The organism is Delftia sp. PX-1, assembly GCF_055797465.1.
In genome coordinates, this window is sequence record NZ_CP184763.1 from 3,909,026 (window position 1) to 3,933,425 (window position 24,400).

The 24,400-nt window shown below is 67.0% G+C and carries 23 protein-coding genes; 20 read left to right on the forward strand and 3 right to left on the reverse strand.

Going from position 1 to position 24,400, the window contains the following annotated elements; translation table 11 throughout:
• Nucleotides 1-107 precede the first annotated feature (107 nt).
• The 3 genes from ACN20X_RS17925 to ACN20X_RS17935 form a co-directional block, all read right to left on the reverse strand.
• Nucleotides 108-845, reverse strand: coding sequence for a GntR family transcriptional regulator (locus ACN20X_RS17925; RefSeq protein ID WP_016453385.1), 738 nt, complete (start codon nucleotides 843-845; stop codon nucleotides 108-110).
• Nucleotides 842-1,054: a hypothetical protein gene (locus ACN20X_RS17930; RefSeq protein WP_126311363.1), complete on the reverse strand. Its 213-nt coding sequence runs from the start codon at nucleotides 1,052-1,054 to the stop codon at nucleotides 842-844. The genes ACN20X_RS17925 and ACN20X_RS17930 overlap by 4 nt, the downstream gene beginning before the upstream one ends.
• Before the next feature lie 602 nt (nucleotides 1,055-1,656).
• Nucleotides 1,657-2,139, reverse strand: a complete 483-nt coding sequence (locus ACN20X_RS17935; RefSeq protein WP_016446977.1) for an Hcp family type VI secretion system effector — start codon at nucleotides 2,137-2,139, stop codon at nucleotides 1,657-1,659.
• Between the two features lie 615 nt (nucleotides 2,140-2,754).
• On the opposite strand from ACN20X_RS17935, the gene ACN20X_RS17940 reads away from it, so the two are divergent.
• From ACN20X_RS17940 to tssE, 20 genes are all read left to right on the forward strand, one after another.
• Complete coding sequence (locus ACN20X_RS17940; RefSeq protein ID WP_244451640.1) at nucleotides 2,755-4,842, forward strand: serine/threonine-protein kinase; 2,088 nt, start codon at nucleotides 2,755-2,757, stop codon at nucleotides 4,840-4,842.
• Nucleotides 4,843-4,851: 9 nt separating this feature from the next.
• Entirely contained in the window at nucleotides 4,852-5,640 is a 789-nt protein-coding gene (locus ACN20X_RS17945; protein ID WP_392458209.1) for a PEGA domain-containing protein, read from the forward strand.
• An 8-nt stretch (nucleotides 5,641-5,648) separates the two neighbouring features.
• A complete protein-coding gene (locus ACN20X_RS17950) occupies nucleotides 5,649-6,134 on the forward strand; it encodes a TssQ family T6SS-associated lipoprotein (RefSeq protein ID WP_473209692.1) in 486 nt (161 codons plus the stop codon).
• 51 nt (nucleotides 6,135-6,185) lie between these two features.
• On the forward strand, nucleotides 6,186-8,327 hold the full coding sequence (tagH, locus tag ACN20X_RS17955; RefSeq protein ID WP_473209693.1) for a type VI secretion system-associated FHA domain protein TagH: 2,142 nt from the start codon (nucleotides 6,186-6,188) through the stop codon (nucleotides 8,325-8,327).
• A complete protein-coding gene (locus tag ACN20X_RS17960; protein WP_016446982.1) occupies nucleotides 8,324-9,112 on the forward strand; it encodes a PP2C family protein-serine/threonine phosphatase in 789 nt (262 codons plus the stop codon). Before tagH ends, ACN20X_RS17960 begins: the two co-directional genes overlap by 4 nt.
• 19 nt (nucleotides 9,113-9,131) lie before the next feature.
• Nucleotides 9,132-9,731 carry a type VI secretion system lipoprotein TssJ gene (tssJ, locus tag ACN20X_RS17965; protein ID WP_016446983.1) on the forward strand — a complete coding sequence of 200 codons (600 nt, stop codon included), beginning with the start codon at nucleotides 9,132-9,134 and terminating at the stop codon, nucleotides 9,729-9,731.
• A 17-nt stretch (nucleotides 9,732-9,748) separates the two neighbouring features.
• The gene (gene tssK / locus ACN20X_RS17970) at nucleotides 9,749-11,083 is read left to right on the forward strand and encodes a type VI secretion system baseplate subunit TssK (RefSeq protein WP_016446984.1); all 1,335 of its coding nucleotides are present in this window, start codon (nucleotides 9,749-9,751) and stop codon (nucleotides 11,081-11,083) included.
• A 21-nt stretch (nucleotides 11,084-11,104) separates the two neighbouring features.
• Entirely contained in the window at nucleotides 11,105-12,436 is a 1,332-nt protein-coding gene (locus ACN20X_RS17975; protein WP_016446985.1) for a DotU family type VI secretion system protein, read from the forward strand.
• Nucleotides 12,437-12,441: 5 nt separating this feature from the next.
• Nucleotides 12,442-16,098, forward strand: a complete 3,657-nt coding sequence (tssM, locus tag ACN20X_RS17980) for a type VI secretion system membrane subunit TssM (protein WP_017405328.1) — start codon at nucleotides 12,442-12,444, stop codon at nucleotides 16,096-16,098.
• Entirely contained in the window at nucleotides 16,080-16,784 is a 705-nt protein-coding gene (gene tagF / locus ACN20X_RS17985) for a type VI secretion system-associated protein TagF (RefSeq protein WP_016453379.1), read from the forward strand. Before tssM ends, tagF begins: the two co-directional genes overlap by 19 nt.
• A 59-nt stretch (nucleotides 16,785-16,843) precedes the next feature.
• On the forward strand, nucleotides 16,844-17,869 hold the full coding sequence (tssA, locus tag ACN20X_RS17990) for a type VI secretion system protein TssA (protein WP_016453378.1): 1,026 nt from the start codon (nucleotides 16,844-16,846) through the stop codon (nucleotides 17,867-17,869).
• Nucleotides 17,866-18,288 carry a hypothetical protein gene (locus ACN20X_RS17995; protein WP_016453377.1) on the forward strand — a complete coding sequence of 141 codons (423 nt, stop codon included), beginning with the start codon at nucleotides 17,866-17,868 and terminating at the stop codon, nucleotides 18,286-18,288. Before tssA ends, ACN20X_RS17995 begins: the two co-directional genes overlap by 4 nt.
• Before the next feature lie 132 nt (nucleotides 18,289-18,420).
• Nucleotides 18,421-18,963 (forward strand): type VI secretion system contractile sheath small subunit, encoded by a 543-nt coding sequence (gene tssB / locus ACN20X_RS18000; protein WP_013802360.1) that lies wholly within the window; start codon nucleotides 18,421-18,423, stop codon nucleotides 18,961-18,963.
• Between the two features lie 28 nt (nucleotides 18,964-18,991).
• The gene (gene tssC, locus ACN20X_RS18005; protein WP_016446990.1) at nucleotides 18,992-20,485 is read left to right on the forward strand and encodes a type VI secretion system contractile sheath large subunit; all 1,494 of its coding nucleotides are present in this window, start codon (nucleotides 18,992-18,994) and stop codon (nucleotides 20,483-20,485) included.
• A 117-nt stretch (nucleotides 20,486-20,602) separates the two neighbouring features.
• Complete coding sequence (locus ACN20X_RS18010) at nucleotides 20,603-20,974, forward strand: hypothetical protein (protein WP_013802359.1); 372 nt, start codon at nucleotides 20,603-20,605, stop codon at nucleotides 20,972-20,974.
• Nucleotides 20,975-21,003: 29 nt separating this feature from the next.
• A complete protein-coding gene (locus ACN20X_RS18015) occupies nucleotides 21,004-21,561 on the forward strand; it encodes a hypothetical protein (protein ID WP_047472710.1) in 558 nt (185 codons plus the stop codon).
• 48 nt (nucleotides 21,562-21,609) lie between these two features.
• Nucleotides 21,610-22,416, forward strand: coding sequence for a type VI secretion system accessory protein TagJ (locus tag ACN20X_RS18020; protein ID WP_126311371.1), 807 nt, complete (start codon nucleotides 21,610-21,612; stop codon nucleotides 22,414-22,416).
• Nucleotides 22,417-22,456: 40 nt separating this feature from the next.
• Nucleotides 22,457-23,353: a lysozyme family protein gene (locus ACN20X_RS18025; protein WP_034393887.1), complete on the forward strand. Its 897-nt coding sequence runs from the start codon at nucleotides 22,457-22,459 to the stop codon at nucleotides 23,351-23,353.
• A complete protein-coding gene (locus ACN20X_RS18030) occupies nucleotides 23,350-23,814 on the forward strand; it encodes a DUF4087 domain-containing protein (protein WP_224986301.1) in 465 nt (154 codons plus the stop codon). The genes ACN20X_RS18025 and ACN20X_RS18030 overlap by 4 nt, the downstream gene beginning before the upstream one ends.
• A 9-nt stretch (nucleotides 23,815-23,823) precedes the next feature.
• Entirely contained in the window at nucleotides 23,824-24,378 is a 555-nt protein-coding gene (tssE, locus tag ACN20X_RS18035; protein ID WP_016453373.1) for a type VI secretion system baseplate subunit TssE, read from the forward strand.
• Nucleotides 24,379-24,400: the final 22 nt, after the last annotated feature.

The window sequence follows — 24,400 nt, forward strand, 5'->3', positions numbered from 1 at the left end:
GCGACTTGAAGCCTTTGCCGGGCCGGATGCACGCGCGCCTTCCCCCAGCGAGCCGTGCGCCCATGAAAAAGGGCCTCCGAAGAGGCCCGTTCCACACATCCCGACCATCAGGCCGTCTGCTGCAGGGCTCCGTAGCGCTCGCGCGCCGTCTGCAGCATGTAGAAGGTGATGCGCTTGACCTCGGCACGGCTGTCGGCGATGTGCTGCTTCAGGCAGGACTGGGCCAGCGCGGCATCGCCGGCCTCGATGGCGGCAAGAATGGCGGCATGGTCGTCATAGGTTGCCGAGACGCGCGGCAGCTTGATCACATCCAGGCGGCGGATGATGCGGATGCGCTCTGTAATGTCCAGGTGGATGCGCGCCATCTCCTGGTTGCCGGTCGCGGCCACCAGGCCGGTATGGAAGGCCTCGTCCAGCGAGGCCACGACGGCGGGGTCGGTCTCGCGCTGCTCCTCGGGCACGCACCAGACTTCGCGCAGCGGCTGCAATGACTGCAGCGATTCGCCCACCAGGCTGGCCACGGCGCTGGTCTCCATCAGGGTGCGCACCTCGTACAGATCCTCGAAGTACTTGAAGTCGAAGGCCTTGATCTGCCATCCGCTCTTGAAGTGCACATCCACATAGCCATCGCGCTGCAACCAGAACAGCGCCTGGCGCACGGGCGTGCGGCTGACCTGCATGCGCGTGGCGATCTCGCCTTCGCTGAAACGGTCGCCAGGCAGCAGGCGGAAATCGAAGATGTCGTTCTTCAGGCAGGCGTAGATCTGCGCAGCCAGCGAATGCGCGCTGCTCGCAGGCCCCTGGCGCGTCTCGCACACCGGCGAGGAAACAACCGCGATGCTCATGCGACTGCCACGCCTGCTGGAGCACGCAGGCCTTGCCGCTGGCCGCCGCCAGGGGCTGGCAACGACATGCCCGGAGCCCTGAAGAAGGGCCAGGCCTTGCCTTCGACACCGGACTCGCGCATGGCCGAAGACAGGGTATACGCCGACCGCAGCAGCAATACCATTGCCTGATTTGCTATCAGGCAATGGGCAATGGTCCATTCACGCATTTAGTACTCTTTCTTGTACACAAGTTGGCAGTGGGATTTATTAAAGAAACGAATTGCGTTTTAATAATTGGACCTACAAGAATATCCTCGACAACGGCCGATCTTCGTGTATGCTCCGCGACTTGCCGCCGCAAAGGCCACCATAGCGTTTGGCAACCCCCGGCACCAGACATTCAAAGTGACTGGACCAACACCAACAGGAACCCACTCGCGGTAATCCTGCGCATATTTGCGCCAATCCATTTTTTCCAGAGAGTTTCTGCACACACATGGTGCAACGAGCACATCAATTTCCCCATGCCTGCGGCCATGGGTTTGTGTATTTGTTAAATATTGCAAGATATTGAGGCATTCAGCCTCTGACAGGAATGGAAGGCGGCTTTCTGTCAAGGAACTGACATGTGAATCTGCTAGCAGCGGCCTTGCGCGTGCAGAGACAAGGCACGTCCTGCCCGATATTCCATCCACCGCTCGATTCCAGCTTTCCATACTGGAAAGCCTCCATCGATGGATGGAGGCCATATTCCCGCGCATCCACGGCAAACCCACGCCGGATGCATCCGACGCGGGTTTGCCGCAGCAGCAAGCCTGCGCAAGAAGACTCAGGCTTCGCGGTTTTCCTTGATGTTGAAGCCCATCTGGCTCTCGGCGCCCTTGCCGCCCTGGTTGGTCTGTTCCCAGTACTGGGTCTTGACCTTGGCAGCCTGGAACGAGTAGTTGACAGTCACGGTGTCAGAGGAGTTGGCGCCGCTGACGGTCACGTTCGTCACCATGACGTCGGTCAGGGTGATCTTGGTGAACTCGATCTGCGAGCCACCGGCCTTGCACAGCGAGATGTCGACCTGGCCCAGGTGCTTGCCCGTGGCGCAGTGCTTGAGCACGGCGGGGTAGCACTTGTCCACCTTGGCGATGACGTTCAGGTCATGGAAGCTCACCTTGCCGGCGCCGGCACCACCGCCGCTGGCCATGGTGTTGGGCTGGGTCGCGCCCCAGGTGAAGGAGTCGATGTCGGTCCAGCCCTTGTGGTTGGAATCCTGGGATTCGCCACTGGCGCCCTCGACCTTCATGAACATATCAACGGACATTGCACACCTCTCGAATTAATGGATTAAACGTTCGCATGCAACCCAATAGACCGACTGCATCGGATGGTTCACACGCGAACAAAGGGGAAAACCACTCCCGGGCAGAGCGCACGAAACCGATTCACTGAACATGTGATTCAGATCAGTGCGGCGCATACCCTGGATGGTCAAGGAATGTATTGACAATCGCCTGCAATCCTCACTGTCGTGAACCGCCCTCCTTTGTTGGAGCCGCGATGATAGTGGATAAGATCGGAAAAATACAAACAATTGGCCCGACTGAATTGTTACGGCCGATACATCTGAAAAAAAATGTATCCATCGCTTATCCATTCGATACGTGTCATGGCTTTTTGCAGAACTCAAGCTACACTCACGCCGCATTCGGAGTCCGATTGAAATACGATCTTGTATTCATGACGAGTCCATGACGTTCGTCTTTGGCCCCCGGCTTCAGACAATTGGCTGATCGAGGAAAACCAGCGGTTGCATAGACAGATTGCCGGTGCGATGCCGGCTTTGTGCTTGTCCAATGGCCTCGAACAGATTCGGCACCCTGGCACTGCGACAGACCTCGCCCGCCAGCGTGTGAAACAACATCTTGGGTGGGATTGCATGGATAGCGAAGCAGCATGTTCGACCAACTGCCTTCCGGCAGGTGTCCAGATTGGCGAATACCGCGTGCTCGATGTCATCGGCGAAGGCGGTTTCGGCATCGTCTACAAGGCCCGTGACCTCTCGCTGGACCGCGAGGTCGCGATCAAGGAGTACATGCCTTCGGCACTGGCCGGTCGGCAAAGCTCCCATCAGGTGCATGTGCGCTCGCAGCACCGTGGCGCCTTCGACGCCGGGCTGCGCAGCTTCATCAACGAGGCCCGCCTGCTGGCGCGCTTCTCCCACCCCACCCTGGTGCATGTCTACCGATTCTTCGAAGCCGGCGGCACGGCCTACATGGTGATGCGCCACTACGAGGGCCAGACGCTGGGCCAGGTGCTGAAGGCATCGTCCGGCCGCATGGATCAGGCCGGGCTCAGCGCGCTGCTGATCCCCTTGCTGGACGTGCTGGAAGTGCTGCATGCGCAAGACTGCTTCCACCGCGACATCGCGCCGGACAACATCTTCGTGCAGCGCGATGGCAGCCCCGTGCTGCTGGATTTCGGCGCCGCGCGCCGCATCATCGGCGACATGACCCAGGCGCTGACCATGGTGCTCAAGCCCGGTTTTGCGCCCATCGAGCAATACGTGGACGACGGCGCCATGCCCCAGGGCGCGTGGACGGACATCTACCAGGTCGGCGCACTGATCCACCAGGCCGCCACGGGCCGCATCCCGGCCACCTCGGTCGCGCGCATGGTCACCGATCCCATGCAGCCGCTGACCTCCGAACAGGTCCCGGGCTACTCCGACGCTTTCCTGCAGGGCATGCAACGGGCGCTGGCCGTGCGCCCCCAGGACCGCCCCCAATCCATTGCCGAACTGCGCAGCCTGCTGGGCCTGTCCACCGACGCCCGGGCAGCGCCTGCGCCGGGGGAGCCCAGCCCCATCTACATCCCGATCACGCCGCCTGCGTCCGTACAGGCCGCCATGGCCACCCAGTCGGCAGCCGTGCAGGCGCCGCGCTTCGTGCCGATCACGGAAATCTTCGTTCCTGCAGCAGCGCCGCAGGCAGCGCCCGCGGCCACGGTCATGCCCTTGCCTGCGGTCCCGCCTGTTGCATCTGTTGCACCGGTCCCTCCTGTCGCCACGGTCGCACCGGTGCCGCCCGCTCCCACCGCGCCTGGGGGTTTGGCAACAGGCGGCCCTGTCCAGCCATCTGCAGCCGCAGCCGCGCCCCAGATGACGCCTCAGGCATCTGCCGCCGATCCCATGGGCCTGGACAACGGTCCGTACATCGACATCGACCAGGCACTGCCCCCCGCTCAGCCTGCGCAGCCCCCGGTTCAGGCGCAGGCGCCTGCATCCCAACAGCCCGCCTCCGCACCCGCCGTTCAGGGCGCGCCCGCAGGGGTGCAGCCTCCGGCCGCTGCCGTCCAGGCAGTGCCCAAGGCCAGGCGCAGCGGCATGGCCGTGCCGATGGCCATCGGCGCCCTGGTGCTGGCGGCCATCGCGGGCGGCGGCGTGCTGTGGTACGACCATTCCCAGGACCAGGCCCGTGCCAAGACCCTGGCAGCCCGCGACAGCCTGGCATGGCAGCAGGCGCAAAGCCAGTCCAGCCTGGCCCGCCTGCAGGACTACCTGGACAGCTTCCCCGAAGGACAGCACCGCACCGAGGCCCAGGCGCTGCTCAAGCAGTTGCTCAACGAGGCCTCGCTGGCCTCCACGGAGCAGGTGCAGCCGATGACCCCGCCGGAGCAGGCCGCGCTGGCTGAACTCCCCCCTTCCCAGCCCGAGCAAGGGGCGCCCGTCGCCCCCGTCACGGTGGCCGCGGTGCCCGAGCCGTTGCCCACCGAGCCGCCCAAGACCGAAGCCCGCCCCGCCAAGCCCGCAGCGGCCACAGGCAAGGTGGTGTTCAGGGTCGTGCCCTGGGGCTATGTCTCCGTGAACCGCGCCCCGGCACGGACCAGCCCGCCGCTGACCCAGATGGAGTTGCCGGAGGGCGAGTACCGCATCGACATCAGCAACCCGGGTGCGGCCTCTACGGTGACCAAGACCATCACGGTCACCAAGGGCGAGTCGGTGACCGTGAACCATCTTTTCGAATGAGCGCGGCGCATGGCTCGACTGATGAACCACTGCTGGCGATGGATGCTGTGCACTGCAGTGCTCGGCCTGCCCTGCCTGGCGCATTCCCAGGCGGCATGCGAGGAGGCCGCGCCGGCCCAAACCGGCTCGGCAGGACGCCCGCAGCTGGCGCAGGGCATTGCGCTGTTCGAGGCGCGCGACCTGGCCCAGGCCGAGCGTGCGCTGCAGGCTGCGCTGTTTGGCGGGCTGGCGGATCCCATGGAGCGGGCCTCCGCCCACAAGTACCTGGCCTACACCTATTGCACGCACAAGGAATGGGCGCGCTGCGAGGCCGCCTTCGACGCCGCGTTCGCCGCCCACCCCGGCTTTGCGCTGCAGGCCTACGAGACCACGGGTACGCCGTGGCGGGACGCCTACAGCCGCGCCCAGGAACGCTGGACCCAGCGCTGCCCTGCCGCCCAACGGCTGCGCGTGGCACCCGCAGCGCCCACGGCCGGCGGCTTTGCACTGAACAGCCGCGTGATCACATCGATCACCGCACTGACATCGGGCTCGGCCCCGGTGCGCTCCGCCGCACTGGCCGCACGGCCTGAGACGCCACGGACAGATCACAACCTGCGCCTGAGGGTCAGCCCCTGGGCCAACGTGCTGATCAACGGCAAGCCGTCCGGCGTCACCCCTCCCGTCGTGCTGCTCAAGCTGGCGCCAGGCTCCCACACAGTGGAACTGCGCAACCCCGGCTTCGAGAGCTATCGGCAGGTGATCCGCATCACCGACGGCCAGTCGGTGACCCTTTCCCATGACTTTGATGCCCGATGACCATGTCCATGCATATCCCTCACTCCCTCCAGCGCCTGACCCTTGCCCTTGCCGTTGCCTTCGGGCTGGCCGCCTGCGAAACCGCACCCAAGCCGGCGGAGCCCGAGCCAGCACCGCCCGTGGTGCAGGCGCCTGTCGAGCCCGTCAAGCCCGTGGACCCGGTGGTGATCAAGGAGCAGGAGCTGGTCGAGGCCATCCAGCTCTACGTGGATGGCCGCTACGAGGATGCCATCACGGCCCTGACGCCCCTGTCCACCGCGCAGGAGCTGCCGATGAGCAGCCAGGTCAAGGCGCTCAAGTACATCGCCTTCAGCCACTGCGTGGAAGGCCGCCGCAAGCCCTGCCGGCAGCACTTCGACATGGCCCTGGCCCTGGACCCCACCTTCCAGCTGACCGAGGCCGAAAAGGGCCATCCCACCTGGGGCCGGGAATTCAACAATGCCCGCGCCGCGCTGCGCAACAAGCGCCCGGCGCCCGCGCGCAAGGCCTCCTGAGGCCTGCCGAGGCCCCCGACGCTTCCTGAAAACTGCCTAGCCTAAGACTCCATGGACAAAATCGAACTCAGGGTCGTGGACCACGATGGCGTTGCGGTCGACCGCCACTGGCATGCCGTATTCGGCATGGCAGGCGGCACGATCGGACGCAGTGGCCAGAACAAGCTCATCATCTCGGATCCGGACGCTTCCGTGGCGCGCGTGCACGCCATGGTCAGGCTCGATTCCGAGGGAGCCTTTGTTGCGAACCTGAGCGAGCGTGATCCCATCTGGGTGGCAGACCAGCCCGTGCGCTCGGGCCAGGAAGTGGCCCTGACACTGGGCGCGCGCATCCGCATCGGCGCCTACACCCTGGCCGCCGTGGCGCCGGGCACCCCTTTCGAGGCACCGGCCTTGCCCGGTGCAGCCGTGCCGGCGCCTGCCAGCGCAGCATTTGCAGCGGCTGTGACGCCCTCAGCACCTTCTGCGTCCTCAGCACCCTCAACGCCATCGGTTCCCTCGCCGGTCACGGCAATCCCGCAGCCACCGATCCAGCAGCCCCCCGCAGTTGACAACCCCCTGCAGCCTCAATCAACGGGGCCGGCAGAAGCTGCGCCACTGGCAGACGTTCTGCCTCCAGCCGCCGCCGGCATCGCCGATCCCTGGGAAGGCCTGACGGCGCTGAGCCTGGATGACATCCAGACCCCGCCTGCGCCTTCTGCCGAGAGTGCAATCCCCCCCGAGCAAGCGGCCATGGCGATGCCGCAGCCGGCCAGGCCGCAGCACCGCCCGCTGCTGATTCCCAATGATTTCGACCCCTTTGCACCGCCGCCCGAGCAGGCTCGGCAGCAGGAAGAAGGCTGGGCCGGCCTGCCCTCGCACGGCAAGGGCGAGCTGATTCAGCAGCGCCATGACGGCATGGTCCAAACGCTTCCCCTCAAGGGCCTGAGCACCGAGGCACTGCATGACGCCTCCCATACCGGCCTGCCTTCGTGCTTCGAGGCATCGCAAAAGTTCGATCCGCTCGCGCTGTTCGACCAGGGCGGCCTGCCCGGCGACGCAGCGCCGCTGCAACAGGCATCGGGCCGGGGCTCCGAGCTGGGCCAGGCCTTCAACCTGCCGCGCATGCAGCCGCCTGCGCAGCCTGCTGCACAGGGTGCAGCGGCGCCGGCCCAGCCGGCCGGCCTGGAGCAGTCATTGGCGCCTGCGGCGCAGACACAGCAACCTGTACAGGTTCAGGCCGCACCAGCTGCCGTACCAGTTGCCGTACCAGCTCCCTTACCTGCCGCTGCACCAGTTGCTGCACCGATGGCCACGGCCCCCGAAATCCCCGCCGAGCCCGTCGTGCTCGACGGACTGCTGCCCACCAACGGGCTGGACCTGGACATCTTCCAGTCCGGCGCAGGCCAAGCTGCGCCAGCCATCGTTTCTGCCGCAAGCGCTGCCGCCGCTCCCGCCAACACCAGCTCCAGCGTCCACTTCAACGCAGCCTCCAGCATCCTCGGCCAGGGCGCCGCCGCCATTCCCGTCGGCACCCTGCCCTGCACCGCCGCGCCTGTCGATGCTCCGGTGCAGCCCCAGCCGGCCGCCAACGCCGCCAGCGCCGCCCACGCCGACCTGCAGGCCCTGGCCACGGCCTTCATGGAAGGCGCGGGCCTGAACCCGGCCAAGACCCATTTCGAGGTCACGCCTGAATTCATGCGCACCTTCGGCGAAGCCCTGCGCATTGCCGTGCAGGGCACCATCGACCTGCTGGCGGCGCGCTCCGAGATCAAGCGCGAGTTCCGTGCCGGCGTCACCATCATTGCCACGGGCGCCAACAACCCGCTCAAGTTCCTGCCCAATTCCGAGGGCGTGCTCATGCAGATGGTCCACCAGACCTTCCCGGGCTTCATGAAGCCGCTGCCCGCCATGCAGGACGCCTTCCAGGATCTGCACGTGCACCAGCTGGCCCTGATGGCCGGCATCCGCGCCGCCTATGCCGAGGCCCTGACCCGGTTCGATCCGACCGAGCTGGAGCGCCGCACCGAAACCAACCCCGGCCTGCTGGACAAGCTGCTGACCAATGGCCGCAAGGCTGCGCTGTGGGACGACTACAAGCACAACTTCGACGTGCTGCGCCGCCATGCCGAGGACGATCTGATGGCCTTCTCGGGCCGCACCTTCGTCGAGGCCTACGAAAACGCCGAGCAGTCCGTGAAAGGCCAGCCGTGATCGCCTACCTCGACGGAGACGGCCACCGCTACAGCATCCAGGTGGCCAGCGCATCCCACAGCGGCAGGCGTTCCAGCAACGAAGACGCCATGGGCCTGATGGACCTGGGCGCCGCCGGCCTGTGCTGCACCCTGGCCGATGGGGCTGGCGGGCACGGGCATGGCGAACTTGCCGCCCAGCTCACGGTCCAGGCCGTGCTGGAGGGCTTCCGGGAGAACCCGCTGTTCGCCCCTGCCAGCCTGGCCTCCCTGATTTCCCAGGCGGAGCACCGCGTCAGCGGCCAGCAGTCCACCTCGGCCTCGCGCATGCACATGAGCGCCACCGTGGTGGTGCTGTGCATCGACCCAGGGCAGGGCCGCGCCCTGTGGGCGCACTGGGGCGACTCGCGCCTGTACTGGTTCCGCGCGGGCCGCATGCACCTGCGCACCGAAGACCACAGCCTGGTGCAGCAGCTGCTGCACGCCGGCCTGTACGAAGAGAACGACCCGCGCCGCCTGCCCAACCGCAACGTCCTGGCCGGCGCCATCGGTGCCGAAGGCCAGGTGCCGCCCAGCATCCGCTCCGCCGCCGTGGCCCTGGAGCCCGGCGATGTCTTCCTGCTGTGCTCGGACGGCCTTTGGGAGGGCATGCACGAGTCGGAAATGGAGCAGCTGCTGGCCGCGAGCCAGCGCCCCGACGAATGGATACAGCGCATGGTCGGCCGCGTCGTATCCAGCGGCAATCCGCACCAGGACAACCTCAGCGCGCTGACGGTGTGGATCTGCCCGCGTGACACCAATGACTGATATCGAGACAGGAGAAGCCATGTGGAAATCGCATGCACCGCATGTACCGCAAGCGCGCCGGCAGGCGCTGCAAACGCTGGGCGCCTTGGGCCTGGGCACGGCAATGGCGACCGGCCTGGCCGGCTGCGGCTCCCTCAATCCCCTGAGCCGCGCGCCTGAAGTGGCGCCCACGGCCGTGCCCGCCGCCGTGTTCGAGGTGGTGGCCGACATGGACATCAACCCCGACCGCGAAGGCATCCCCAAGCCCGTGCTGCTGCGCATCTACGAGCTGCGCGCCTCCGCCGCATTCGACCGCGCCGGCTTCTTCGACCTGCAGGACAAGGACGACGGCCAGCTGGGCAGCGACTTCGTGCGGCGCGAGGAATTCCTGATCGCGCCCGGCCAACGCCAGGTGATTGAGCGCAAGGGCAACCCCGATGTGCGCGCCTTCGGCCTGTTCGCCGCCTACCGCGATCTGGAGCGCAGCACCTGGCGCGCCTCGGCCGCCGCGCCCAACTCCGTGGAGCTGCGCAGGCGGTGGTGGGGCATGGGCTCCACCGAAAAGCTGCAGCCCGTGCGCTACCAGGTGCACCTGACCCGCGAGGAGGTCACCGTGCGCATCCAACCCGCATCCCAATAAACGCACATCTATCCACCATGGTCTGGCAACGCAAAGTCATCTGGGCCGAAGGCATGTTCCTTCGGCCCCAGCACTTCCAGCAGCAGGAGCGCTTCCTGTTCCGGCAACTGCAGTCGCGCAGCCTGCCGGGACAGCCCTTTTTCTGGGGCTTCTCGGAACTGGAGCTGGACACCGATCTGCTGCGCATGGGCAAGCTGGGCATACGCTCGGCACACGGCGTGCTGCCCGACGGCACGCCGTTCCAGCTGCCGGGCGACGACGAGGCGCCCACCCCGCTGGACATCGGCAAGGACCTCAAGGACGTGGTGGTGCACCTGGCCCTGCCGCTGCGCCGCCTGTCGGGCAGCGAGGTCACCTTTGGCGAAGGCACGCAAAGCCCCGCGCGCTATCTCAGTGACGTGACCGAAGTGGCGGACAGCAACGACGTGGGCGCCCAGCCCGCCGAGGTGCAGCTGGGCCGGCTGCGCCTGAGCCTGCGCCCCGCCCACGAGCTGACCGAAGGCTGGGTCAGCCTGCCCGTGGCCCATGTGGTCGAGCGCCAGGCCAGCGGAGGCGTGCTGCTGGAGCCCGGCTTCATTCCCACCGTGGTCAACAACGGGCCCAGCTCGGTGCTCAATACCTTCTGCAAGGAAATCCACGGCCTGCTGCGCCAGCGCGGCGAGGTTCTGGCCCAGCGCATGATCCAGCCCGAGCGCGGCGGCATCGGCGAGGTCGGCGACTTCCTGCTGCTGCAACTCATCAACCACTGGACGGGCGCCGCCCAGCACTGGGTGCGCACCGGCAGCATCCATCCCGAGCGCCTGTTCGAGGAACTGCTGCGCCTGGCCGCCGAGCTGACCACCTTCGACCACGAGCGCCGCCGCCCCGAGGTGCTGCCCGTCTATGACCACGACGACCTGCGGCGCAGCTTTCCGCCGCTGATGCTGGAGCTGCGGCGCAGCCTGTCCTCGGTGCTGGAGCAAAACGCCATCCAGATCCCGCTGCACGACCGCCAGTACGGCGTGCGCGTGGCGCTGATCCCGTCCACCGAGCTGCTGACCACCTGCGACTTCGTGCTGGCCGCCCATGCCCAGACCACGCCGGAATTCCTGCGCACCCACTTCCCCACCCAGACCAAGCTGGGCCCGGTGGAGCGCATACGCGACCTGGTGAACCTGCACCTGCCCGGCGTCACGCTGCGGCCGCTGCCCATCGCCCCGCGCGAGATCCCCTACCACGCGGGCTACAACTATTTCGAGGTGGACACCACGCACGACCTGTGGAACCAGCTGCAAAGCTCCGGCGGCCTTGCCATGCACGTCTCCGGTGAATTCCCCGACCTGCAGCTGGAGTTCTGGGCCATCCGCCGCTGACGGCGCGACGCATCTTCCGACATGAACAGTTCCAACATCAGCCACCAAATGCCCTGGGGGAGAGACGGCGACGCGGGCCGTGCCGAAGGCGCAGCCAGCGCCTCGCCCGCGCCTGCCGGCCAGGAGCCGCTGCGCTCCAACCTGCCCGACGTGGTCAGCGGCGGCAACCCGCTGGTGGCCGCCGCCAACCAGCTGCTGAACCTCATCCCCCAGATCCGCGCCATGGTCACCAACGAAGACCCGCGCGCGCTGCAGCAGCTGCTGCTCGAACACATACGCGAGTTCGAGCAGCGTGCCGGCGCCAGCGGCGTGCCCATGGAAACCATCATCGGCGCGCGCTACTGCATCTGCACCGTGCTCGACGAAACCGCCGCCCAGACGCCCTGGGGAAGCGCAGGTATCTGGCCTCACTACAGCCTGCTCGTGGCCCTGCATAACGAAACCTGGGGCGGCGAGAAGTTCTTCCAGCTGCTGGCCCGGCTGGTGCAGACGCCGCACCAGCACATCGACCTCATCGAGCTGCTGTACTACTGCGTGATGCTGGGCTTCGAAGGCCGCTACCGCGTGATCGACAACGGCCGCGCCCAGCTGGAGACGCTCAAGGCGCGCCTGCTGCAGCTCATCGAATCGACGCGCGGCGACCGCAGCAGCCTGCTGTCCGTGCACTGGCGCGGCGTGCAGCGCCTGGCCTCGCCGCCCTGGGCCATGGTGCCGCTGTGGGTGGCGGCAGCCATCACGCTGCTGCTGGCGTTCTTCATCTACCTGTGGTTCAGCTACCGGCTGTCCAACAGCTCGGATGATCTGTTCGCCGCCATCAACGAGATCCGGTTCCCGCGCACCTCGGCGGCTGCCACCGTGGCCACCATCAAGCCGCGGCTGCGGCAGTTCCTGGAGCCCGAAATCCGCGAAGGCCTGGTCAGCGTGCGCGACGAAGCCGACCGCAGCACCGTCATCCTGCGCGGCGACGGCCTGTTCGACCCGGCTGCCACCGTCGTCAAGCCCCGCTACGTGCAGGTCATCCACCGCGTGGCCGCGGCGCTGGACGAAGTGCCGGGCAAGGTCATCGTCAATGGCTACACCGACAACCTGCCCATCCGCACGGCGCGCTTCCCGTCCAACTGGAACCTGTCGCAGGAGCGCGCCCAGGCCGTGTCCCAGATGCTGGGCGGCTCGCTGCGCGACCGCCAGCGCCTGCATGCCGAGGGCCGTGCCGACAGCGACCCCGTCGCCCCCAACAACACGGCCGAAGGCCGGGCGCTGAACCGGCGGGTGGAAATCGTCCTGCTGGTCGCGCCCCAGCAGCGTGACCAGCAACTGCAGGCCCTGCCTGCCGCACCCGAGACCAGGAACTGACCCCCATGATCCGTCGCATCGCCTCATGGCTGTTCAACCGCTACATGCTGGAGCTTCTGGGCCTGGTGGCCCTGAGCCTGCTCATCTGGTTCGTCGGCCCCCTCGTCTTCATCCAGCCCTACCAGCCACTGGGCAGCCCCACCGTGCGCTGGTGGTTGATCGCCGGCCTGTTCATCCTCTGGTTCCTGCGCCTGCTGCTGAAATGGTGGCGCGCACAGCGCATGAACGAGCACCTCATGACCGGCCTGTCCCGCCTGACCTCGCCGCGCGAGGCGGACGGCACGCCCGCTGCCGGCTCCGAGGAAGTGGCAGAGCTGGAGTCCCGCTTCAAGGAAGCCCTGGACACGCTGAGCAAGACCCGCTTCGGCCAGACCGAAGGCGGCCTGTTCGGGCGCTGGAACAAGCGCTACATCTACCAGCTGCCCTGGTACCTGATCATCGGCTCGCCGGGTTCGGGCAAGACCACGGCCCTGATCAACTCGGGGCTGGACTTCCCGCTGGCGGCCCAGTTCGGCAAGCGCGCCATCCCCGGCATGGGCGGCACGCGCAACTGCGACTGGTGGTTCACCGACCAAGCCGTGCTGCTGGACACGGCCGGCCGCTACACCACCCAGGAAAGCGATGCGGAGCAGGACAAGGCTGCCTGGAAGGGCTTCATGCAGCTGCTCAGGCGCTTTCGCGGACGCCAGCCGGTCAACGGCGTCATCGTCACGCTCAGCGTGCAGGAGCTGCTCAGCAGCAGCGATACCGAGCGTGCCCAGCTGGCCCAGCTGATCGGCCTGCGCCTGAGCGAGCTGTGCGAGGAGCTGACCATCCGCTTTCCCGTCTACGTGCTGGTCACCAAGAGCGACCTGCTGGCGGGCTTCAACGAGTTCTTCGGCGCCATGAGCCGCGAGGAGCGCGCCCAGGTCTGGGGCTTCACCTACCCCTATGACGAAAAGACCCAGCGCTCGCCCGCCAGCGACCCGCAGGCCGCCAGCGCCCTGTACATGGAGGAATTCGACGCCCTGGTCGCCCAGATCAACCGCCTGTTGCCCCAGCGGCTGATGACCGAGCCCGATCTTGCGCGCCGCAGCCTGCTCTACGCCCTGCCCCAGCAGTTTGCCGGCCTCAAGGACGTGGTGCGCGACACGCTGGATGCGGCGTTCTCCGCCTCGCGCTTCAAGGAAAAGCCGCTGCTGCGCGGCGTCTACTTCACCAGCGGAACGCAGGAGGGCATGCCCTTCGACCGCGTGATGTCGGCCCTGTCGCGCCGCTTTGCGCTGCGCGGCCGCCTGCCGGCCGATGCCGTGCCCCAGCAGGGCCGCAGCTACTTCCTGGAGTCGCTGTTCAAGGACGTGATGTTCAACGAGTCCGGCCTGACCGGGCGCAACGCCAAGAAAGAGCGCCAGCTGCGCCTGATGCAGGCCGCCGGCCTGTGCGCCCTGCTGCTGGCCCTGGGCGGCGCGGCCCTGGCCTGGACGCTGAGCTACGAGAACAACCAGCGCTACCTGAACGAAGTGGCCGACAACGCCGGCACGCTGCGCCAGGCCGTGGAGGAATCCAAGGCCACCGATCCCGACAACGTGGTCGCCCTGGTGCCCATGCTCAACCACGCGGCGCGCGTGGCGCAGAGCAGCCGCTTCGAGGAATCGGCCCCGCTGGGCTGGCGCTGGGGCCTGCTGCAGGTGCCCAAGGTGCAGACGGCCGCCCACGCCACCTACCTGCGCCTGCTGGAAGACGCCTGGCTGCCGCGCCTGAGCAGCCATGTCGCGCGCTCGCTGCGCCAGGTCAGCACCGGCAGCCCCGAGGCCAGCTACGAAACGCTCAAGGCCTATCTCATGCTCTACGAGCCCGACCACTTCGACGCCACCTTCGTCAAGGCCTGGCTGCGCAGCGATTGGGAAAACACCCTGCCCCAGCATCTGGTGCAGGCCGGCCTGGTGGACCAGCTGTCCGAGCACCTGGACCGCCTCATCGACGGCCGCGTGGTGGTCTCCGCCCAGCCCATCGACGCCAACCTGGTCGCCGAAGTGCGCCAGCGCCTGGCCCAGATGTCGCCCGCCCAGCGTGCCTACAGCCGCCTCAAGCAGCTGCTGAACACCGGCGACAAGCTGCCGCCCGACTTCAGCGTGGTGCGTGCCAGCGGACCCGAGGCGCCCCAGGTCTTTGCGCGTGCCAGCGGCAAGCCGCTCACCCAGGGCATCAGCGGCCTGTTCACCTATGACGGCTACCACGGCCTCTTCCTGCACGAGCTGCCCAAGGTCACCACCTTGCTGGCCAAGGAGGAAACCTGGGTGCTGGGCCAGGCCGAAGGCCGGCGCAGCGTGGCCCAGGAAGTGCTCACGGGCCAGCTGGCCAACGAGGTCAAGCGCCTGTACCTGATGGAGTACGCGCGCCTGTGGGAAACCTTCCTGGCCGACATCCGCCCCATACGCACGGCCTCGCTGGAGCAGGCCGGCGAGCAGGCCCGCCTGTACTCGTCCGCCAACTCCAGCCTGGAGCAGTTCATCCGCGCCGTGGCCCGCGAGACCACGCTGGCCCGCCGCCCGGACCAGCAGGAAGGCGGCAGCTCGGGCAGCACCAGCAGCTGGCTGGGCGAGAAACTGCAGCGCATCCGCGAGGAACAGCACCAGCTCAGCCGCCTGACCGGCAAGCCGCTGAACGTGGGCGGCATGCTGGCCACCGGCACGCTGGAGGCCGACATCGTGGACTTCCGCTTCCGCGAATACCGGCGCCTTGCCACCAGCAACGGCTCGGGCCCGGCGCCCATCACCGCCAGCCTGCAGGTGCTCAACGAGGCGGCGGCCGTCATCGCCTCGGCGCGCCAGCAGGTGATCCAGGGCGGCGGCGTGCCTCCCTCGCTGAGCGGCACGCTGGAGAAGGTGCGCTCGGAGGCCAAGCGCGTGCCGCCTCCGCTCAACAGCATGTACGAGGCCCTGGCCACCTCCACCTCGTCCTTCGTGGGAAGCAGCGTGCGCAGCACGCTGGGCGGCAACCTCAACGCCACCATCGGCGACTTCTGCCGCCGTGCCATCCTGGGCCGCTACCCCTTCACGCGCAGCGCCACGCGCGACGTGACCACGGACGACTTCGCCCGCCTGTTCGCCACCGGCGGCACCATGGACGAGTTCTTCCGCACCCAACTGCAGACCATGGTGGACATCTCCACCGTGCCCTGGACCTTCAAGCAGGGTGTGGACGGCACGCCGGTGGGGGGCTCTGCCTCGCTGGCCGCCTTCCAGCGCGCGGCCTCCATCCGCGACGTGTTCTTCCGCGCAGGCGGCAACACGCCCGGCATCCGGCTGGAGATCAAGCCGCTGGACATGGACGCCTCCATCTCCCAGATGGTGCTGGACGTGGACGGCGAGATCGTGCGCTACCAGCACGGCCCGCAAATCCCCAAGGCTGTCTCCTGGCCCGGCACGCGCGGCACCGGCCAGGCCCGGCTGCAGATCACGGCGGCCGGCGCGCAGAACACCGGCATCGTGACCGAAGGCCCCTGGGCCCTGCACCGCCTGTTCGACCGCGCCCAGATCCTGCCGGGCAACTCGCCCGAGCGCTTCACGGCCATCTTCACCATCGACGGGCGCAAGCTGCGCATGGAAGTCACCACCAGCAGCGTTCTCAACCCATTCCGGCTCAAGGCCATGGAGGAATTCGAATGTCCGGACCGGCTGTGAACGCCATGACTGTCCAGCGGCCATGCGCCGCCTGGTGGGGCAAGCTGCCCAGCCAGGGCGATTTCGTGGGCCGGCGCATGCCCCACGCACTGACCATGCGCTGGGACGAATGGCTGCGCAACGGCATGGACCAGTTGCGCAGCGATGCGGCCGACGGCTGGTCCACGCGCTTCGTGCACTCGCCGCTGTGGTTCTTCCTGTGCCCTGCCTCCATCCTGGGCCAGTCCATGGTGGGCGTGATCGGCCCCAGCTCCGACCGCATCGGCCGGCTCTTTCCGCTGGCCATCATGGCCACGGTGGACGGCAGCTCCGGCATACCGGCGTCGGACCAGGACATCGAACGCTTTCTGAGCGGCGCACGCGATGCGCTCATCGACGCGCGGCGCCTGCCCCTGTCGGCCCAGCAGCTCGACGAGCGGCTGGCCACCCTGCAATGGCCGTTCCAGCAGGAGCGCAGCGCGCCGGACAGCACCTCCATCCACAGCCTGCTGGCCGACCTCGACATGGGCGCCTCGCAGGGCAACGCCGCGCGCCTGCCCCGCATGGACTGGCGCGCCTGCATGCGCCCGGGCTCCACCACCTCCGTCTGGTGGATCTCGGCCACGCCGCGCCACGCACCTGACGAAGTGGTCCAGCACGAAGTGCTGCACCGCCGCCTGTTCACCCGCCTGTTCAAGGGCGCCTGAACCCGCATAGAGCGCACTGCCCCTGCACACCAAACCCCAAGCCACATCGAATCCCGCCCATGGCCAATATCCAGGACCTGCTGACCGAGACCTCCGCCGAGCCCCCCTGCGGCCCGGACCTCACCTATGACAACGACTTCCAGTCCATGGAAAGCGCTGCGCAGGGCAAGGTCGAACAGCAGTTCGGCGACACCGTCATCCCCGCCGAGCCACCGGACTGGCGCGACGTGGAGCGCCAGGCCTCGGCCCTGATGCAGCGCACCAAGGACCTGCGCGTGGCCGTGCTGCTGTGCCGTGCCTGGACCATCCTGCACGGCCTGCCCGGCACGCTGCAGGGCCTGCAGCTGTGCGCCGCCCTGCTGGAGCGCCACTGGGAGCATGTCCACCCCCTGCCCGAGGACGGCGACGACTACTTCATGCGCATGAACGCCCTGGGCACCCTGTCGGACGTGACGGGCTTTGTGCGCGACCTGCGCAACGCCGACTTCCTGCGCGGCGCCCTGGGCCAGATCAGCGTGCGCGACGCCGAACTGATGGCCAGGGGCAACGTGCCCGAGGACCTGCCGCACCTGACCGCCGACGAATTGCGCATGGCATCGGCCCGCGCACATGCCGAGGGCCACGAGACCCTGCTGGCCGTCACCCCTGCGCTGCAGGAACTCGACCGGATCCGCGCCTGCTGCGAACAGCACCTGCCCAGCCACCAGCAGCCCGAGCTCGACGGCCTGCGCCAGCTGCTGCTGGCCCTCGGTCAATGGCTGCCCCAGACCACAGGCGACGCCGACACGACCGCTGAAACCGATCCGGCCACACAGGTCGGCACCGGGGACGGCCTGGCATCCCAGCCCGCGCCCGGCACCCCCCACACCCCGGCACGCAACCGCGAACAGGCGATTGCCCAGTTGCTGGAGATCGCCGCCTTCGTGGAGCGCACCGAGCCCTCCAACCCCGCCCCCCTGCTCATCCGCCGCGCCGCCCGCTTCATGCGCATGGGCTTCATGGACATCCTGCGCGAACTGTCGCCCGACAGCCTGGCCCAGGTGGAAGTGATCACGGGCGCCCACCTGCAGGAGCAGCAGACATGAAGGCCAAATGCTGTTTCATGGCCCTGGGCGTGGGTCTCTCGACGCCAGCCTTCGCAGATGCCGGTGCACGGCATGCAAACGCCATCGAGCGCATCACGACCCGCGGCGGCACCGCCAAAAGCGAAGACCCCCGCATCCATTGCGATTCACTGCGCATTGACGAAAAGCGTGTGCGCTATTTCCTGCGCCACGCCAGGTCCAGCAGCCAGTTCAATTACGCGCGTGCCTATGAAACCGGTAGCTGCAGCGCCAGTGCCGTCGTGCGCTTCAAGGGTGGCCGCGAATTCCGGCTGGCCATCGATGACGGCACCGGCTGGGGAACCACAGAGAGCAAACGCTCTGTGTCCTACCTCTATTGCGAAGCCTGCACTGATCTGCTGGAGCCGGACTTCGACTTCAAGGAGCCAGCGTCCCCATGACATCTGCGCCTTTCCACGGCTTTGACCGTTTCCAAACGGCCTCTTGCGCCCTCAGCCCTTCGGTCCGCCGCAAGGCGGGACTCCAGGCTTTTTACTTCTGCGACCTATTTTTTTCTTGAAAGGAACACCCGCATGTCGCTCACCAAAACCGGCAAGAGTGGTCAGAAATTCATTGCGCGCAACCGTGCGCCGCGCGTGCAGATCGAGTACGACGTCGAGATCTACGGTTCGGAAAAGAAGGTGCAGATCCCCTTCGTGATGGGCGTGCTGGCCGATCTGTCGGGCAAGCCCGTCGATCCGCTGCCCGAGATCGCCGACCGCAAGTTCCTGGAAATCGACATCGACAACTTCGATGCGCGCATGAAGTCCATCAAGCCCCGCGTCGCCTTCCAGGTGGACAACACGCTGACGGGCGAGGGCAAGCTCAACATCGACCTGAGCTTCGAGAGCATGGAGGACTTCTCCCCCGCCGCCATCGCGCGGCGCGTGGGCGCGCTCAACTCGCTGCTGGAGGCACGCACCCAGCTGCACAACCTGCTGTCCTACATGGACGGCAAGCAGGGCGCCGAGGAGCTGATCGGCAAGGTGCTCAAGGACCCTGCGCTGCTCAAGTCGCTGGCCGCCGCGCCCAATATCACTGCCCCGCAGGCCTTGGGCCCTGCATCCGAGGCTTGAGGCAGCACATCAGGAAGGCAAGCACGTCATGAATACCGCAACCCAACTCGAACAATCGACCCAGGCGCTGGCCGGCAGCGAATTCGGCAGCCTGCTGCAAAAGGAATTCAAGCCCAAGACCGAGCAGGCCCGCGAAGCCGTGGAAGCGGCCGTGCAGACGCTGGCCCAGCAGGCCCTGGGCTCGGCGATCACGCTGTCCAACGATGCCTACCAGACGGTGCAGGCCATCATTGCCGAGATCGACCGCAAGCTGTCCGAGCAGATCAACCGCATCATCCACCACGACGACTACCAGAAGCTCGAAGGCGCCTGGCGCGGCCTGCACCACCTGGTGACCAACACCGAGGTGGACGAGATGCTCAAGATCCGCGTCATGAACATCTCCAAGAAGGAGCTGCACCGCAACATGCGCCGCTTCAAGGGCGTGGGCTGGGACCAGAGCCCCGTCTTCAAGAAGGTGTACGAAGAGGAGTACGGCCAGTTCGGCGGCGAGCCCTTCGGCTGCCTGGTGGGCGACTATCACTTCGACCACAGCCCGCCGGACGTGGAGCTGCTCGGTGAAATGGCCAAGGTGGCCGCCGCGGCCCACTGCCCCTTCATCTCGGGCGCGGCGCCCGCCATCATGCAGATGGAATCCTGGCAGGAGCTGGCCAACCCGCGCGACCTGACCAAGATCTTCACCAACACCGAGTACGCCGCCTGGCGCAGCCTGCGCGAGTCCGACGACGCCAAGTACATCGGCCTGGCCATGCCCCGCTTCCTGGCACGCCTGCCCTACGGCGCGCGCACCAACCCGGTCGATGAATTCGATTTCGAGGAAGAAACCGACAGCGGCGACCACGGCAAGTACTGCTGGGCCAACTCGGCCTACGCCATGGCGGTCAACATCAACCGCTCGTTCAAGTACTACGGCTGGTGCACCTCCATCCGCGGCGTGGAATCGGGCGGCGCGGTGGACAACCTGCCGGCCCACACCTTCCCCACCGACGATGGCGGCGTGGACATGAAGTGCCCCACGGAAATCGCCATCAGCGACCGCCGCGAGGCCGAGCTCGCCAAGAACGGCTTCATGCCCCTGGTGCACCGCAAGAACTCGGACGTGGCCGCCTTCATCGGCGCCCAGTCGCTGGCCAAGCCCGCCGAGTACTACGACTCCGACGCCACGGCCAATGCCAACCTGTCGGCGCGCCTGCCCTACATGTTCGCCTGCTGCCGCTTCGCGCACTACCTCAAGTGCATCGTGCGCGACAAGATCGGCTCCTTCCGCGAGCGCACCGACATGGAGCGCTGGCTCAACGACTGGATCATGAACTACGTGGACGGCGACCCGGCCAACTCCTCGCAGGAGACCAAGGCCCGCAAGCCTCTGGCCGCCGCCGAGGTGCAGGTGCAGGAAGTCGAGGGCAACCCCGGCTACTACACCTCCAAGTTCTTCCTGCGCCCCCACTACCAGCTGGAAGGCCTGACGGTGTCGCTGCGCCTGGTGTCCAAGCTGCCTTCCGTGAAGCAGGGCGCGAAGTAAGACTGTCCGCCCACCTGGCTCCTGGTGCCGACACGCTCGCACCAGGGCCAGGCCCCATAACAAGAAACAGGCCTGGAGAAGCTTTCCCCTCCAGGACCCAACTCAGAGAGGCTTTTCATGCCCTGGAATGTAGACAACGCCGTCGCCACCCTGCAGACCAATGCCCGCGCCAGTTCTGCCGGCTACTGCGCGCGCTATGTGCGCGATGCGATCGGCGCTGGCGGCATCGCACTGCAGCGCACGCGTGATGCCAAGGACTACGGCACCAGCCTGGTGGCCGCCGGCTTCACACGCTACGACGCCATGCCCGAAGGTGGCTACAAGAAAGGCGATGTGGCGGTGATGCAGGGCTTCACCTCATCGCCCGCCGGCCACATGCAGATGTTCGACGGAAGCGTCTGGATCTCGGACTTCAAGCAGAACGGCTTCTGGGCAGGCCCCGGCTACCGCACCCACAAGCCCGCTTTCAAGATCTACCGCCATCCCTGATGCGCCTGATGCGCCCATTGAGCCACGCCATGAACGCCTGTTCCAAAACCTTCTTCACCCTGCTGCTGGCCGGCACGGCCTGCGCCACGGTGCAAGCCGCCCCCGCCACGACAACGACGGCGGCAGCGGCAGCGGACATCACCACCCTGTTCACCGACGCACTGCATTGCCGCATCGAGTTTCCCGATGGCCGCGACGAAGCGCTGGCCCAGCGCCTGCGCGCGCAGGGCGTGACCGTGGTGGACCGCGCGCCCGGCGAAAGCCTGGACCTGCTCTACCTGTTTGCCACGCCGCTGGAGATCGATGGCACGCAGGTGTCCTCCATCACCGTGCGCGGCGGCAGCGGCAGCATTGTCGCGGCGCGCGCCACGGGCAGCCTGCAGGCGCTGGTCCAGCGCACCAAGGCCCGGCCGCAGGCGCGCAGCAGCTGGGATCTTGAAGGCTTTGGCGAGCTGCCCGCCCAGTACGCACGCGCCATGCCGCTCAGAAAGGGCCTGGACGAGACGCCACCGCGCATCGTCATCGGCCATGTGGCCGGCGAGGCGCCCGACGCCGTGCGCTGGGGCTGCCGCTCCTACGACGACTGACCGGGGCGCAGCCGCACCCCGCCCCTCTCTTTTTCCTGCGTTTTCACCATGCCCCTGCCCAGCTTCACCTCACAGCTTTCCCTGGACGAGCAACTCAAGGCCCTGAAGGACCAGATCCGCCAGGCCCCGGCCTCGGCGCCCCTGCGCGTCTACTACTTCCAGCTGCTGTGCGTGCTGGGCGAATGGCAAAAGGCGCTGGAGCAGTTGCAGCTGTGCGCGCAGCTCGACCCTTCGTGCGAGCCCATGGCGCGCGCCTACCGCGAGGCCATCCGCTGCGAAGTGCTGCGCGCCGAGGTCTTCGCCGGCAAGAAAAAGCCCTTTCTCATGGGCGAGCCCGCGCAATGGCTGGCCTGCCTGATCGACGCCCTGGCCCATGAAGGAGCAGCTGCCCAGGACCTGCGCGCCCGCGCCCTGGACGAGGCGCCCGCCACCGCAGGCCACATGGGCGAGCACCGCTTCGAATGGCTGGCCGACAGCGATACCCGCCTCGGCCCTGTCTGCGAGCTGCTGGCCCACGGCAGCTACTACTGGCTGCCCTTCGACGCCATTGCACAGATCGGCTTCGAGCCCGTGCAGGACCTGCGCGACCTGATCTGGCTGCCCTGCGAGGTCACGCTGCGCGAGGGCGGCGCGCTGCAGGGCTTCATGCCCGCGCGCTATCCGCTGGCGCCCGGCGATGACGACGCCGTCCGCATGTCGCGCCGCACGCAGTGGAGCCCGCTGGACACAGATGCCTCCGATCCTGACGAATCCGCAGGCCACGTCGCCGGCCACGGCCAGCGCACCTGGGTCACCGACTCCGAGGACTTTCCCATGCTGCAGGTGCGCCAGCTGGCGCTGGAGACCGTCGGCTGATCTGGCCTGCCCCAATGACTGCCTATCCATATCGACACGCATGACCAACAAGACTACACCCAGCTTCCAATACGCAGGCACTTACGACCGCGCGGTGTTCCAGCGCGAATTCATGCAGCAGTTCGGCAAGGACGCGCGGTTCGATGCCGCTGCCATTCCTGCCGCCGCCCAACTGCTGGGCATGATCGAAAAGGACCCCGGCATCAACGACATCCGCTACGCGGCCTACATGCTGGCTACCGTGATGTGGGAGACGACATCTCCGACCAGTGTGGAACGGATCGCAGTCAACAAGAAGGGTCAGCCGCTTCTGGACAAGCACAAGCGCCCCATCGTCGTGCGCGAGCGCAAATGGCTGATGACCATGGCGCCTGTCAACGAGGCGGGTAAGGGCAAGGGGCGGCGCTATCACGAGCCCGTGAAGATCAAGATGCAGCCTGACGGCAGGATACGCATCACCGAACAGGATGGAGACCAGTTTTACGTCTCTCCCAATGGCTCCGTGACGCCCCGCCAGGCCAAGGCGGTCATGGGCACCAAGGATGGCGGCGCCGCCGTCAAGGCCTACGAAACGGACGACGGTGCCGAGCAGGCGTTCTACGGGCGCGGCTACGTCCAGCTCACCTGGTGGTCCAACTATGCAGCCGCTGGCGTGGCCGTGGGCCGAGGCATGGGCCTGTTGCTGGACCCCGAACTGGTCAAGACACCCGAGGTGGCCTACGCCCTCATGTCACATGGCATGCGCACCGGGGAAGGTTTTGCCAACGGGCGACGCTTCAGTCAGTTCTTCCTGGGCAGTGCCACGGACTACGTCGGTGCGCGGCGCATGGTCAACGGCAGCGACCATGCCACCGACATCGCAGCCATCGCCACCAAGTTCCAGGCCATCCTCCTGGAGGCCCGCGTCCTCAAACCGGCAGCCACCGCCACGCCATGAAGGACAAGACAATGCCAAAAGCAAGTGCCACCCCGTTCCCGGCCACTCTTCGCTGCCCGCGCATTCTGCTGGCCGCCGTAATGTGCGTGGGCCCATGGCTTGCATCAGCTGCCGGCCCCGGCCCGTCCAATGCCATGCGCTGTGGCTGGTTCGACAACCCCACCCCGGGCAATGCATCGCTGACCGACAGCCAGGCCGAATGGACCATCGGCCAGCAGGGCGGCCACCAGGCGCGCGGCGAATGGCCGCATTTCACGGACCGTGACTGGGTGCGCACAAGTCATGGCAGTGCCGGTTATGGCTGCGCCTGCCTGAAGGTGTCCACTGACAATGGCAAAGAGCAGATCGTGCAGATCTTCTCTGCACGTGCACGGCCTCTCTCAGCCTGTCGCAAGGACCCTGCACTGAAAGGTAAGGAGCCCGAGAACCCACTGGCCGATTCGGGCCGCACTGGCCCTTGAGGACCCTGCATGCGCCCCAGTCCCCTCAACCCCATGCCCACGCTGCGCACGCGCCAGAACCAGGCGACCGCAGCCAAGGACCGGCTGCAGCCCGCCCTGCTGGACCGGCTGACCGACCATGAGCCCCATCTGCGCACCGAGCGGCCCGATGCGGTCTTCGTGAACGAATCCCGCCTGCGCGAGGCCCTGCTGCGCGACCTGGGCTGGCTGCTCAATGCGCGTGATGCCTGGGACCACGTGGAGATGGAGGGGCTGGAGCATGTGCAGCGCTCGGTCATCAACTACGGCATGCCGCCGCTGGCCGGCCAGCTGCTGTCCGAGCTGGACTGGGGCCATGTGGAGCGCAGCATCCGCGAAAGCATCCTGGCCTTCGAGCCGCGCATCCTGCCCAAGACGCTGGCCGTGACGCTGCTGGCCTCCACCGAGCAGCTCAACCACCACAACACGCTGCAGTTCGAGATCCGCTGCCAGTTCTGGTCCATGCCCTATCCGCTGGAGCTGTTGCTCAAGACCAGCCTGGACCTGGAGACCGGCCAGGTCTCGCTGCAAAACCTCAGGGCCTGAGCCCGGACGCCGCCACACACAC